This is a genomic window from Planomicrobium stackebrandtii, from assembly GCF_030814955.1.
Lineage (GTDB): Bacteria > Bacillota > Bacilli > Bacillales_A > Planococcaceae > Planococcus > Planococcus stackebrandtii.
Map to the genome: position 1 here is coordinate 254,058 of NZ_JAUSWB010000006.1, position 12,869 is coordinate 266,926.

Below are 12,869 nucleotides of genomic sequence, written 5' to 3' on the forward strand. Positions count from 1 at the left end.
TCACCCTTGATTTATTGCACTTTCCTTTACTACAGCTGCCGCGTGCTTCCGTTTTTTAGAAGGCAGCATGTTGAACAAGATATTCAGAACGATAGCGGTAACACTCCCAGCCACGATTCCGTTGCTTGTCAAAATTTGAACGCTTGACGGCAATTGAACAAACAATTCAGGAACTACAGTAACCCCAAGTCCGATGCCGACTGCACAGGCAATGATCATGGAATTTTCCTGAGAGTCGGTAATAATTGTGCTTAACATCTTAATGCCCTGTGCAATGACCATGCCGAACATCGCAATCATGGCTCCCCCAAGAACAGAAGGTGGGATAATTGTTGTCACAGCAGCGATTTTCGGAACAAATCCAAGGGTGATCAGCATAATGCCGGCAATCAGAATGATTTTACGCGATTTGACGCCCGACATTTGGATCAGCCCGACGTTTTGTGAAAATGCTGTATAAGGGAACGAGTTGAATATCCCTCCAAGTACAATGGCCAATCCTTCCGCCCGGTATCCTTTTGCCAAGTCTTTCTCGGCGATTTTCTTTTTCGTGATGTCACCAAGTGCAAAGTAGACGCCCGTGGATTCTACCAAGGACACCATTGCCACTAAGATCATCGTCAGGATAGCCGGCCATTCAAAAGTCGGAGCTCCAAAGTAAAACGGTTCCACCATATGGAAGTACGAAGCATCAGCAATAGGTGAAACATCTACTTTTCCGAAAAAAGCAGCCGCGACCGTTCCAACAATCAATCCCACTAAAATGGAAATGGCTCTTAGAAAACCAGTTGAAAATCGATACATGAACACAATAAACAAAAGAGTACCGAACGACAGCCCGATATTGACGAGCGAACCAAAATTACTGGCTCCCTGTCCGCCTCCCATATTGTTGATGGCTACAGGTATTAACGTGATTCCGATAATGGTAACGACTGTTCCTGTGACAACTGGCGGGAAAAATCGGACCAAACTGCCAAAAAACCCGCTGATTAAAACAACGAACACCCCGGAAACGAGAATAGCCCCGTAAATAGCGGAGATGCCGTATTGCCCGCCAATAGCAATCATTGGTCCAACAGCAGTAAACGTACAGCCAAGAACAACCGGAAGGCCGATGCCAAAAAATCGGTTGCTGACGATTTGAAGAATGGTGGCTACACCACAAAGCAGAATATCAATCGCGACCAGATACGTCAGCTGTTCTGCTGTCAGCCCAAGAGCCTCTCCGACAATAAGCGGAACCAATACCGCACCTGCATACATGGCCAATACATGTTGAAATCCTAAAGCCGTTTCACCCAATGTTTTTTTCATTGATTTTTCGCCTCCTCAAAAAATGTCACTTTTCCATTTTCCAAAGACGAAATATTGGCCAATGTCTCGACACGGATACCACGCTCACGAAGCAAACCGCCACCCGGCTGAAACCCTTTCTCGATAACGATTCCGATGCCAGCCAACTTCGCGCCAGCTTGCTCAACAATATCCAATAACCCTAATGCCGCCTGTCCGTTTGCCAGAAAATCATCCATGACCAGCACAACGTCATCTTTTTGAAGAAAATCTTTTGATACTGAAATGTCGTTGGTTTCATTTTTGGTGTAGGAGTGAACGCTTGCTGTATATAAATGATCCACCAACGTCAGTGATTTCCGCTTTCTTGCAAAAACTGCCGGCACGCCTAAAACCAACCCTGTCATCATGGCTGGTGCGATCCCCGAGGATTCCAAAGTTAAAATTTTTGTAATGCCGTCTTCTTTAAAGCGCAAAGCAAATTCTTCACCAATCGCTTGCATCAGCGGTGGGTCAATTTGATGATTTAAAAATGAATCTACTTTCAACACCGATTCCGACAAGACTTTGCCGTCCGATAAAATTTTATCTTTTAGTTTTTTCATGCTGTCAGCTCCTCTTCTGTCACGGCTGAAGACATAAAAAAAAGCCCTCAGAACGTGCATCCATCCATACCATGAGTGGAGCAATGTCCTTCGAGCTTGAATTCGAAAGGAAACAAAAAGAAAAGACGCCTAAAAAGGCGCAATTCCCATGCTTCGTTGCTTCTCATAGTCAGTTCGTTTACGGCAAACCGGTAGAAACTTGCGGGCCATATCCCCGCGATTATATGAGTAAATTGTATTTGAATGGTTTTATTATAGCACGCTGTTTTCGCATTTCAACAGAGCTGGAATTTAAAAAAGTATTCCCTTTATTCAGATAAAATTTATACTTACTCGTCTTGTGCTTCCCATAAATGCTTGTCCAACTCTTCACGAATAGCATCCGGAATTTTTTCGGATTCCTGGCTTTCCAGGTTGTAATTCACATAGACAGCAACATTTCGTGCACAAAGTTTGCCGCTCTGATGCAGCTCTTCATATAACTCCAGGCTGCTGCCGCCAACTTTTTTGACCCATGCATTTACTTCAACATCCTGGCCGTAATAGAGTTGTCCCGTAAATTCCAAAGTGGTCTTTACAATGACCATTTTCCAGTTTGCAAAATCATGATCTGGTGTAAACAAGTCAAAAACCGGTTTTCTGCCTGCCTCAAACCAAACTGGCAAAGTCGTATTGTTAATGTGCCCGACAGCATCCGTTTCAGAAACTCTTGGCGTCAATATCGTCTTATACATAGGCTTCCTCCTAATTTAGTGAAATGCTTTCTTTCGCTGATAATTTTCTGACCATCAGAAGATCAGCAAAAAAAGATGGCGCCGATTTGGCATCCACCTTTTCTCTTTTAGTTGTTGATATACTTTTCAAACACGTCGCCAAAATCTTTAACATGGTATTGGTTGCGGACAGAAGTCATCCAGGTAAAACCAAAATCAGTCAGTTTCGAGTATTGGTCATCCAATGCCACTTCTCCGGTTCTGGAATTTTGCAGGACGGTAACCGCCTTCTCCAGACTGTCATTGGCCATATTAATGATAATTGAATTCTCGTGAGTGTTTTCGGCAATTCTCAGCAGTGATTTGTAAAGATCGGTCAAACGGTCTGCCTGCTGTTTTTGAACATCGATTTTAAATGGAATTGTCCCTACAACAAAGGCAATTTCTACATCCAAATCGATTTTTCCGGCAGTTTCAAGAATCACACCTGAAATCGTGTACTGGGAATATGGATAACGTTTCAATGTACGTTTGGAGGACATTGCACTATCTCCGTCAACGTGGATAATCGCAAGGTTTGTGAAGCAATATTCATCCGCTTTTGTTTTGATAAGAAAATAGATTTTTTCTCCATCTTCGTACATAACATAATCATCCGAATCTGTTTTGTCAAAATCCTGCGGATCGATTATTTTCCCTATGTCTGACAATCCAAGAGCTTCTGAAGCCATCTTTTTAAACATCTCGCCCGTTCCCCTTTATCCATAATATAGTGGTTTGTTCAGATTTATTTTAACAAAGAAATGCAAGAAGGACACCAATAATTTCCATTAGAATTTTTTTCTGCAGAATGTGCCTCTCCGCTTTTTCCTTATTTAATCCGTTTGTCACCAGTTCTGTCCACTTTGTAAGTGAATTCCACTTCTATTTCCTTTCCTGCCGCAATGTGGACACGAAACTCCAACTCGTTCGACTGCTTTAATTCGTAGTCGTGGCTGGACGACTCCATCTGCCAGATCCGTTCGTGAATTTGATGATTAACCTGGATTCGCACATATTCTGATTTTTGGTTTTGCAATTTGTATACATGAGTCACATAGTCAAAGTGGCCGTGCCGCTCACGTTTTTTCTCCCAGCTTTTGCTGACAATATCAAATGCCTCTCCTATAACAAAAGATACTTTCTGCTGTGGCGCAGTATGGCTGATAGCATTCTCGCCAATAAATTCCATTTCCCCATCACGGTCCTGCTCATAAACCTTGAAAATCCCTTTAGGCAAAGCAATCCCAAGTTGGTTGTCTTCAGTATTGTCAAATTCCACTATAACTTTCGCCCGCTGACTGCCCGGCTCCACTTTATACAGCTTCCGGAAAGCCACTTCCTGTGATTTTTGGAAACGGATCTGCTTTGTCTGCCCGTGCAACAGGGTTACTGGACGTTCGATGCTGTATGCATGATAATCAGCGAAGCTATGTTCCTGAAAAGAAGATTCCGGCTTCTCGGCTTCGGCAAAAAGCCTCGCTTGTGCATATAATGGATGAGCATCCACATACCGGTTCACCTTGCCGGAAGCCAATTTAAGGCGGCTGTCAAAAAAACTTATGCCGCTGTTATTCGACAGCTGGACCCAGCCCAAGAGACTTAACTGGGATCCCCGGATTTCTGCGACATAACTTGCCCGCCATTCCAACCCATTAGTCAAATAAGAAATTTTAGCTTCCAGGTCCGTTTCGATGGGAGCTGTTTTCCATACCAATGCCGGTTTCGTCAATATCCCTTCCGGCAACGAAGGAAGAATCAGCTCGCCGATCGGATCTATGACCACTTCTTTCGTATCGACGCGTTCACCGATGATACTCCCAGAAACACTGAGCAAACGGATCTGCATTTCTTCATCAAGCTCTGCATTTCTCACAGTAATAACATCATCAATGTATTTTTCCAAGAGCTTTTCTTTGCTGATCAAGTCGTAATTATGGCTTTGTTCCAGTACATGGAGCCCGTCCACCAAGACGGATTCCGCTTCAATTCCTGCAGCGACATCCATAAACTGAACTTCAGTTGTTTCTTTGTTCTGTGGAATCATTCGCGTCTCTTTGACCAATCCGAACCCATCATTGTAGATTGTTAAACTTGAAGATGTCTGCTGTTGGCGTGTTGATTGAAATTTCATGCGGATCTCTCCTTTTCTCCAGATCTAATCTGCCTGTTTGAAACCCAACCCTAAGTTCATCTTGTTGCCCGGTCAAAGTACTGCTGTAGATAAGCAATGGTATCCAAACGGCACTTTTCTGATAACGGGGACTTTTTCGGATGCACTAAGTCCCCGTAAAGCAGCTCTTCTAAAAATCGTAATTCTCCATCATGCCGCTGATCTTCCTGATGATCATAAACCTCAACTTTTATGTAAACTGCCGTTCCTTGTTCAATAAAATCGGTGACAGTAATCTGGCATTTCATATTTATCCCCACCGTTCCCCTGTTTCTGCTGTTACCGGATGCTTTCCAGATGCACCATAAGGTTTCCCCAATCTTTCCGCTCCTCACTGTTGGGGTCATGAACCAGCACATTTTCGCGGTTGAATATCATGACTGGCCGGTGTTCGAGATTATACGACCCCCACTCAGGAAGCTTAGGCGTGTTAGGATTGCCGCTTCGGGCAAAACGAATCCAGGCATGGTGCATTTCTTCCGCCAGCTTCTTTCGTTCCTTTAGGTTTCCGGTTAACCGTTCTGTACCTGCTCTTGAAAGAGTATTCCAAACAAACGGAAGTTCAAGGCTGTGGCAGGCTTTCAGCTCTCCATTAAAAACAGGAGTTTCCCAGTCGAACCGGTACATCCATACTGGAGCCTCTTGCTTGACCTGCAGCTCTGCAAGTTTTAAAGCTGGAGATGTAAACAGGCTCATCGTCATCAGTTTGTCGAAGATCTCCTGGTTCAGATTTTCTCCCTCAATCAGATTCCGGGAAATCTCCAGCCAGTTAAGGCCGAATGCGTGTTCAAAAATGGAAGAGATTTCTTCCGGATCGTTTTGTTTCCAACGAGGGTCAAAAAAGCTGAAAAGTCGATACTCATCTTTATTTGTCCCTATCAGTATCGGAATTTCTTTCGTTGCCCCTTCGGCTATCGCTTGCTCGGGATGAACAGGAAGCAAGTCGCCTTCTATCACTGGAACCAGGCTCATGGCTGGCAATAAAGCGGCAGTATCCACTAATTGCTGGGCCGGAATTCGTCTAATTTTGTCCACTTCACCATGTCCAATTTTCAGCGCAGCCAAAAGGCGGCTGCTTACTTTTTCCGCAATAGCGGAACTGAGCACATTAGCTGTTGCACCGCTTTGCAGAATTGCCTGATGGAACAGCCCTTTCGCTTTTGGAACCGCCATTAATACACCTATGCTCATCGCTCCGGCAGATTCACCGAAAACCGTTACACGCTCCGGATCTCCGCCAAATCTTTCGATGTTGTCCTGGACCCATTGAAGAGCGGCAATTTGATCCAAAATACCGCAATTGCAGGACCCTGAAAAATCATTGCCTCCCACACCACCCAGATGCAGAAAACCGAGAGCGCCCAAGCGGTAATTGAATGTCACAACGACAACATCCCCTTCTGACGAAAAAGAACGGCCATCAAAGGTTTGGCTGGATCCTGTTCCAGCGGTAAAAGCACCGCCATGAATCCATACCATGACTGGACGGCGTCTTTTGTCTGCTGCAGGCGACCAGACATTTAAGTAGAGGCAATCTTCACTTGTATTGTCTGTCTGATTTCCTAAAAATTCCATGATCCCACTGGAGGCTTGCATAGCAGACGGACCGAATAAAGTTGCCTCACGCACTTCTTCCCATGGTTCAGGAGGCTGCGGAGCTCGAAAACGCAGATCGCCAATGGGCGGCTTAGCGTAAGGAACGCCTTTCCAAACGATTACGTTGCCCTTCTTCTCTCCGCTCAGCTTTCCGTATACACTTTCAACGATGGTTCCTGTCATAGTTTTCTCCCCTTACTGATGATGCTTTGTCCCCTACATTCTACCATTCATCCTTATAAATAGCCTTTTTTATCTGATTATTGAGTATAATTAAAAACGTTTTCTCGCCCGCCATATTTGAACAGAAAAAAAGACCCAGAGCTTTGCCCGGGTCTTTCATTCTTAAAATAAACCGACGGCTTTGCCGTCATTTGTAACGTCCATATTCAGAGCGGCAGGCTGTTTTGGAAGACCTGGCATTGTCATAATATCGCCTGTCAGGCAGACCAAAAACCCTGCACCCAGCTTCGGCATGATTTCCCGGATTGTAATGATAAATCCTTCGGGACGGCCAAGCAGTTTCGGCTGATCTGATAATGAGTACTGGGTTTTTGCCATGCAGATCGGCAAAGAATCCCAGCCGTACTTTTTCAATTCGACCAATTGTTTTTGCGCAAGGTCCGATAGTTGAATATCCGCTCCCCCGTATACTTTTTGAACAATCGTGCGGAGCTTATCTTCAATGCCATCATCTTCCTTGTACAAGTGACGGAAATCTGTCCGACGCTGCAATTCCTGTTTGACCAATTTGGCTAAGGCAATGCCGCCCTGACCACCTTTTTCCCAAACTTCCGTCATGGCAATGGCAACCTTTTCTGCCTCGGCCCAATCCAGTACGGCTTTCAATTCTGCCTCGCTGTCGCCTGCAAAGCGGTTCAAAGCCACAACCGGCTCAATGCCGAATTGGCGAATCGTATCCACATGCTTTGCCAAATTGACCATCCCGCGTTTGACCGCATCCGCGTCTTTTTCTGCCAATAGATTTTTCTCAACACCGCCATGCATTTTTAAGGCACGGACCGTCGCCACAATGACGACGGCATCCGGGTGAAATCCGCCTTTTCTTGACTTGATATGCATAAATTTCTCTGCACCTAAATCGGCTCCGAATCCCGCTTCCGTTACGACAATATCTGCCAGTCTTCTTGCTGTATTCGTTGCAATCAGCGAGTTGCAGCCATGGGCGATGTTTGCAAACGGGCCGCCGTGGATGATGGCTGGAGTTCCTTCAATAGTCTGGACCAGATTAGGCTTAAATGCTTCTTTCAGCAATAACGTCAAAGCACCTTCCACTCCAAGATCCCTTACCGTAATCGGCTCTCTGTCATACGTATAGCCAATGACCATCTGTGCCAACCGCTCTTTTAAATCTGCCAAAGAAGTCGCTAAACAAAGCACCGCCATAATTTCCGAAGCTACGGTAATGTCGAAACCGTCTTCACGCGGAACTCCTTGCCCTGGGCCGCCAAGACCTATTGTCACTTGGCGAAGTGCCCGGTCATTGATGTCCAGCGCGCGCTTCCATGTGATGCGGCGCGGATCGATATTCAAGAGATTTCCTTGATGGAGGTGATTATCAATCAACGCAGCCAAAGCATTATTTGCTGAAGTGATGGCATGGATGTCTCCTGTGAAATGCAAATTGATGTCTTCCATCGGCAGGACTTGTGCAAATCCGCCGCCAGTGGCTCCGCCTTTTACGCCCATGACAGGGCCTAAAGAAGGTTCACGCAGCGCAACTGCCACCGATTCACCTAATTGTTTGAACGCATCTGCTAATCCTACTGTAACGGTAGACTTCCCTTCTCCAGCAGGAGTCGGGCTGATAGCTGTAACCAGTACCACTTGTCCCATTTTTTCAACAGGCGGCAATCGGTCCACATTGATTTTCGCTTTAAAGTTTCCGTATAATTCCAAGGCTTCTATAGAGATGCCTGCCTGTTCTGCAATTTCCAGAATCGGCAGGATCGTCGCTTTGCTCGCAATTGATAAATCCGTAAACGCCATGAATAGAATCCCAACTTTCAATTTTTTATTCAGTATAACCTGTTTTTACTAAAATAAAAAATAACCGTTTCTCAAAAATTCTGAGAAGCGGTTAATGCGTTCATAAAAACTGAAAAAAAATTTTTTGGATCTCCTTTAATTTTACTGCTGTGGATGCCGAAATCAAACATCAGAACCGGATATCTCCGATGATCATCAGTTCCGGGAAGTCTTCCTCCACGGTTGCCAATAAATCATTTTCTTCCAACTGCTCATACAGCTCTTCCTCATCAGCTTTTCGGATTGGCTCTAAGTTGTCAGCAAGGCCGTGGAACTTGAGAATGTATTTTTTCTGGCCGTTCTTGGTCAGCACATAAACATCCAAAGGCTCGTACTTTTTCACTTCTCTTAACTGCTGGTGCTCCAGAATCGACGCGGCATCCAGCTTGTTGAAATGGGTATAGAGGAAGCTTTCCGAACGTCCTTCTTCCGCTGAAATAAAACTCATTTTCGCATGGTGCCGATTGATAAAGCGCTCGGACAATGACTGATGAAACGAGAGGGTTTCCCATTCTATATCGCGGCTGTGCTTCTCAATAAAACGTTCAGACAAAGTCTGATGGCGCGTCACCAATGTCCAATCCACTTGACGGGCATGGCGGTCGATCAACGGCATCGGCAAATGCTGATGCCGGCAAAGTTCCGGCCATGATAATTCATGCTGGTGCTTTTCAATAAACGCCGGCGACAGGCCTTTCGAGTTGGCCAGTTGCTGCTTTGCCGAGACCAGCTTCCAATATTCCACTCCATCGAACGGCTTGCCCTCTTTGTCTACGGTCTTCTGCTGTTTTTTACTGAGTTCTTCTGCCGCAATCGGCCGCCATTTCTTTTTGTCCGCATATTTCTCGATAAAGGTTTCTGACAGTTTCTGCGCCTGAATGATTTCATCCCAGAACAAGCGGTTTCTGTATTTGCGGATAAAGCCTTCCGATAGCTCCTGGAAACGTGAAATCAGCTTCCAATTCACTTGGTCCAGGTTGTCTTTGATGAATCTTTCCGACAACTGCTCTTCCTGGCAAATTTGGTTCCACGGGATTGAGCGCTTGTCTGCTAACTCTTTGGCATCCATTAATTCAATTAAGGAATTAAACATATAAACCACTCTCTCTTTGCATTTTGATAGTGTCTATAGTAACATGCCTCCCCATGAAAAACCCGCACCTCGTTTGAAACCGAAATGCGGGAAATAGTTTTATCTTCTATTGCTTCTCTTCGTCCTGTTTGTCTTCCAGATCATCCTGCAGATTCGGTACCCGTCCGCTGTCGGTCATTTCCATCTCGTTTTCCTGCTCTCTCAATTCCTTTTCCAACTGCTTTTGTTTTAATTCCTCTAAATTTTTGTCTCTTGCCATCTTAGTTCCTCCTTATTTTTTATTGTTATAAAACTGAAAACCGTTTCTCCTGAAATTTTTGCAGCTTGCGTTTCTTGAAATAAAACCTTATTTTGGAGTTAGTATAGCGCCCAGTTTACAAGAAAGGATGATAAATGGATGCCAGTGGCCCACTCCACCATTTATTGGTCAACAATCGAATACAATTCGTGGAAGATTCATATCGCCAAGACCGAAAAGGGCTTGTGCTGCGTCGGTTCTCCCGGCGAAAGCCTTGAAGAGTTTACAGCTTACTTCAAGAAACGTTTTCCATCAGCGATTTTGGAAAGAAACGACAGGAAGCTCGCGGACTATAGCCAGGAATTAACGGTTTACCTTGAGGGTTCGCAACAGGAATTTTCTTTGCCTACCGATGTACAAGGGACTCCTTTTCAGCAACAAACATGGCAAGCCCTAAAACAAATACCCTATGGGCAAACCCTTTCTTATTCTGAAATTGCCGAACGCATTGGCAGACCATCAGCTGTGCGGGCAGTGGCAACTGCCATTGGCGCAAACCCGTTGCTCATCATCGTCCCTTGCCACCGCGTCATTGGCAAAAATGGCACCATGGCCGGCTATAGAGGCGGTCTTGCTTTCAAACGATTGCTGCTGGATTTGGAAACTCAAAAGCTTCCCGCAAAATAAACGAACCCCCGCTTCAGTTGCCGTGGCGGGGGTTCGTTTTCCAGTTGAAATTACTGCTTTTTCTTTTTGACGATTGCTACGGTACATCTCGAGACACAAATAAGCTTTTCTTCTTCATCAATAATTTTAATATCCCAAACCATTGTTGTTCTGCCTTTATGCAGCGGCGTGCCGATAGCGGTCACTAGCCCTTCCTGTTTGCCGCGCAGGTGATTGGCATTGATTTCTAAGCCGACGGCAATTTCGTTTTCCTGATCAATCAACTCCCAAGTGCCGATACTGGCAACTGATTCCGCCAATACAACGGAAGCCCCGCCGTGCAACTGTCCGAAAGGCTGATGCGTGGCTGCGTGAACAGGCATCGTCGCGATTACTTTGTCCGGGGTGATCTCGACAAACTCTATTCCTAATACACCCGCGATGGTGTCCTCTACCGGTTTCATTTGCATAATCTGTATTCTCCTTCTCCAGTTAAAACCCTCTCAAGACTGCCACTTTTCTGAGAGTTCGATTTATCAAGCATTGCTTTTAGCGTAAAGTTCACGCAACAGGAACTTTTGTATTTTACCGCTGGCATTTCGCGGCAGTTCATCGACAAAACGATAAGTTCTTGGCCGTTTGAAACGGGCAAGTTTATCATTATTAAGGCAAAATTCTTCCAGTTGCTGCTCTGTCAGCAAATCATCTTTCACCACTACAAAAGCCATTACCGCTTCACCCCATTTTTCGTCCGGGATTCCGAGAACAGCAACATCCTGAACCAGCTCATGTTCATGCAAAACATCCTCAACTTCCCGTGGATAGATGTTTTCTCCACCGCTGATAATCATGTCATCTACGCGGTCAGCAACAAACAAATAGCCGTCTTTATCCATATACCCCAAATCACTGGTGTGATACCAACCTTTATACAGCACACGAGACGTCGCCTGGGGACGATGGAAATAACCAGCCATCATGCTCGGTCCTCGGACAATGATTTCTCCTACTTCAAATATCCCTACTCTGTCATCCGGCTCTGAAGGCCCCTTTTCATTTGGCCGAACGATTCGGATTTCATGGTTAAACGCAGGTTTTCCGGCAGATCCCGCTTTGGTCAGCTGTTCGTCTTCGGACAGGAACGTAATAGCCGGACCCATTTCCGTCTGGCCATAAGCCTGAATCAAGTTGGTGCCCAGCACTTCTTTAACACGTTTGACCAACACGGGCGCCATGGGGGCTGCTCCGTATAATCCACGCTGCAGCGTTTTGACTTTTGAATCTGCTCCATCCAGATCTGCCATCATGCTCCACATGGTCGGTACAGCAAACATGACCGTAACCTGTTCTTTTTCGACAGTGTCCACAGCCGCTTGAGGATTGAATTGATGCAAAATGACGCTCGAGGCTCCTGCTTGAACGCGCGGAATAACACAGCAATGCAATTCAGCACAATGAAACATCGGTGCGATAACCAAACCCACATCATTTTTCGTATATTTCAGCATCGCAATGCATGTCATGCTTTGTTCAGCCATGTCGCGATGGCGGTGAATTACTCCTTTTGGCCGCCCCGTGGTACCGCTTGTATACATAATGGCATAGGTATCGATCTCATCAACCTGCACGAAAGGATCTGTTGCAGGCGCTGCATTGATCCGCTCCTGATAACTCACCGCATAGTCCGGAACATCTTCATCTATAAACCAAAATTGGATACTTGGAAAATGGGCAGCAACTCCCTTGATTGTGTCTTGCAGTGCTTCTTCGAAGAGGACGACTTCAGGTGTCGCATCATTTAAAATATACACCAGCTCTTCCGGCTTTAACCGGAAATTGATGGGGTTAAAAACAGCCCCGATTTTTGCACAGGCAAATAATGCAGTAGGCAACTCACGGTTATTGAACAAAAAAGTAGAAACCCGATCGCCTTTACTGACGCCTGCTGACGTTAGGGCATTCGCTAAACGATGAACTTCAGCGCTCCATTGCGAATAGGTCCACCTTTCCCCTCTTCTCACGTCAACCAGCGCTTCTTTGTCCGGATACTGCTCAACTGTCTGGTCAAATATTTTGCCAAGCGTTGCATACATCCTTCACTTCTCCTCCTTCTTATGAAATCGTTTTCTTTATCATTTCATGATGTCAGAAAAAAAGAAATATTGCAACAATTCATTTTCTCATTTTCGTATAAGAAATTAGTCCCTTTTTTATAGATTGGCATTCAAAACGGACTATTTTCATATTATGTATCTCTCCGGCGATGTAGGAGTTATTCTACTAAACCTGGACTTATCTTTCTTTGCTGACATTTCCAGCAGTCATAGGGAAAAACAGCCGAGACATCTGTAATAAGCCGGCTATTTCGCAGAATATGTACTGCACAGGCTAGCAGTTCAGC

Annotated in this window: 13 protein-coding genes and 1 riboswitch; of the genes, 1 reads left to right on the forward strand and 12 read right to left on the reverse strand. The window is 45.3% G+C overall.

Translation table 11 applies throughout. The features are described from left to right. From QOZ98_RS12995 to QOZ98_RS13040, 10 genes are all read right to left on the reverse strand, one after another. Complete coding sequence (locus QOZ98_RS12995; RefSeq protein ID WP_308787852.1) at nt 1–1,317, reverse strand: nucleobase:cation symporter-2 family protein; 1,317 nt, start codon at nt 1,315–1,317, stop codon at nt 1–3. Further along, on the reverse strand, nt 1,314–1,901 hold the full coding sequence (locus QOZ98_RS13000) for a xanthine phosphoribosyltransferase (RefSeq protein WP_308787853.1): 588 nt from the start codon (nt 1,899–1,901) through the stop codon (nt 1,314–1,316). Before QOZ98_RS13000 ends, QOZ98_RS12995 begins: the two co-directional genes overlap by 4 nt. Before the next feature lie 146 nt (nt 1,902–2,047). After that, nucleotides 2,048–2,149, reverse strand: a riboswitch (purine riboswitch). Between the two features lie 81 nt (nt 2,150–2,230). After that, the gene (locus QOZ98_RS13005) at nt 2,231–2,635 is read right to left on the reverse strand and encodes an acyl-CoA thioesterase (RefSeq protein ID WP_308787854.1); all 405 of its coding nucleotides are present in this window, start codon (nt 2,633–2,635) and stop codon (nt 2,231–2,233) included. A gap of 107 nt (nt 2,636–2,742) precedes the next feature. After that, nucleotides 2,743–3,357: a PH domain-containing protein gene (locus QOZ98_RS13010; protein ID WP_308787855.1), complete on the reverse strand. Its 615-nt coding sequence runs from the start codon at nt 3,355–3,357 to the stop codon at nt 2,743–2,745. A gap of 128 nt (nt 3,358–3,485) precedes the next feature. Further along, nucleotides 3,486–4,787, reverse strand: a complete 1,302-nt coding sequence (locus QOZ98_RS13015; protein ID WP_308787856.1) for a DUF4139 domain-containing protein — start codon at nt 4,785–4,787, stop codon at nt 3,486–3,488. Nucleotides 4,788–4,843: 56 nt separating this feature from the next. After that, nucleotides 4,844–5,074, reverse strand: coding sequence for a hypothetical protein (locus tag QOZ98_RS13020; RefSeq protein WP_308787857.1), 231 nt, complete (start codon nt 5,072–5,074; stop codon nt 4,844–4,846). Between the two features lie 31 nt (nt 5,075–5,105). Then, nucleotides 5,106–6,605, reverse strand: coding sequence for a carboxylesterase/lipase family protein (locus QOZ98_RS13025; RefSeq protein WP_308787858.1), 1,500 nt, complete (start codon nt 6,603–6,605; stop codon nt 5,106–5,108). 162 nt (nt 6,606–6,767) lie between these two features. Then, entirely contained in the window at nt 6,768–8,432 is a 1,665-nt protein-coding gene (locus QOZ98_RS13030; RefSeq protein ID WP_308787859.1) for a formate--tetrahydrofolate ligase, read from the reverse strand. Between the two features lie 169 nt (nt 8,433–8,601). Continuing rightward, a complete protein-coding gene (locus QOZ98_RS13035) occupies nt 8,602–9,564 on the reverse strand; it encodes a hypothetical protein (protein WP_308787860.1) in 963 nt (320 codons plus the stop codon). 106 nt (nt 9,565–9,670) lie between these two features. After that, nucleotides 9,671–9,823 carry a hypothetical protein gene (locus tag QOZ98_RS13040; RefSeq protein WP_308787861.1) on the reverse strand — a complete coding sequence of 51 codons (153 nt, stop codon included), beginning with the start codon at nt 9,821–9,823 and terminating at the stop codon, nt 9,671–9,673. A gap of 138 nt (nt 9,824–9,961) precedes the next feature. On the opposite strand from QOZ98_RS13040, the gene QOZ98_RS13045 reads away from it, so the two are divergent. Further along, nucleotides 9,962–10,489 (forward strand): methylated-DNA--[protein]-cysteine S-methyltransferase, encoded by a 528-nt coding sequence (locus tag QOZ98_RS13045; RefSeq protein WP_308787862.1) that lies wholly within the window; start codon nt 9,962–9,964, stop codon nt 10,487–10,489. A 50-nt stretch (nt 10,490–10,539) separates the two neighbouring features. Here the strand turns inward: QOZ98_RS13045 and QOZ98_RS13050 are convergent, their stop codons facing one another. Together QOZ98_RS13050 and QOZ98_RS13055 are read right to left on the reverse strand one after the other, a co-directional pair. Further along, nucleotides 10,540–10,938, reverse strand: a complete 399-nt coding sequence (locus QOZ98_RS13050; protein ID WP_308787863.1) for a hotdog fold thioesterase — start codon at nt 10,936–10,938, stop codon at nt 10,540–10,542. Nucleotides 10,939–11,004: 66 nt separating this feature from the next. Continuing rightward, the gene (locus tag QOZ98_RS13055) at nt 11,005–12,561 is read right to left on the reverse strand and encodes a fatty acid--CoA ligase (protein ID WP_308787864.1); all 1,557 of its coding nucleotides are present in this window, start codon (nt 12,559–12,561) and stop codon (nt 11,005–11,007) included. Nucleotides 12,562–12,869 lie beyond the last annotated feature (308 nt).

Excerpts from the sequence above, each read along its gene's own strand:
- QOZ98_RS12995 (WP_308787852.1), bottom strand. The coding sequence starts at position 1,317 with ATGAAAAAAACATTGGGTGAAACGGCTTTAGGATTTCAACATGTATTG.
- QOZ98_RS13000 (WP_308787853.1), bottom strand. The coding sequence starts at position 1,901 with ATGAAAAAACTAAAAGATAAAATTTTATCGGACGGCAAAGTCTTGTCG.
- QOZ98_RS13005 (WP_308787854.1), bottom strand. The coding sequence starts at position 2,635 with ATGTATAAGACGATATTGACGCCAAGAGTTTCTGAAACGGATGCTGTC.
- QOZ98_RS13010 (WP_308787855.1), bottom strand. The coding sequence starts at position 3,357 with ATGTTTAAAAAGATGGCTTCAGAAGCTCTTGGATTGTCAGACATAGGG.
- QOZ98_RS13015 (WP_308787856.1), bottom strand. The coding sequence starts at position 4,787 with ATGAAATTTCAATCAACACGCCAACAGCAGACATCTTCAAGTTTAACA.
- QOZ98_RS13020 (WP_308787857.1), bottom strand. The coding sequence starts at position 5,074 with ATGAAATGCCAGATTACTGTCACCGATTTTATTGAACAAGGAACGGCA.
- QOZ98_RS13025 (WP_308787858.1), bottom strand. The coding sequence starts at position 6,605 with ATGACAGGAACCATCGTTGAAAGTGTATACGGAAAGCTGAGCGGAGAG.
- QOZ98_RS13030 (WP_308787859.1), bottom strand. The coding sequence starts at position 8,432 with ATGGCGTTTACGGATTTATCAATTGCGAGCAAAGCGACGATCCTGCCG.
- QOZ98_RS13035 (WP_308787860.1), bottom strand. The coding sequence starts at position 9,564 with ATGTTTAATTCCTTAATTGAATTAATGGATGCCAAAGAGTTAGCAGAC.
- QOZ98_RS13040 (WP_308787861.1), bottom strand. The coding sequence starts at position 9,823 with ATGGCAAGAGACAAAAATTTAGAGGAATTAAAACAAAAGCAGTTGGAA.
- QOZ98_RS13045 (WP_308787862.1), top strand. The coding sequence starts at position 9,962 with ATGCCAGTGGCCCACTCCACCATTTATTGGTCAACAATCGAATACAAT.
- QOZ98_RS13050 (WP_308787863.1), bottom strand. The coding sequence starts at position 10,938 with ATGCAAATGAAACCGGTAGAGGACACCATCGCGGGTGTATTAGGAATA.
- QOZ98_RS13055 (WP_308787864.1), bottom strand. The coding sequence starts at position 12,561 with ATGTATGCAACGCTTGGCAAAATATTTGACCAGACAGTTGAGCAGTAT.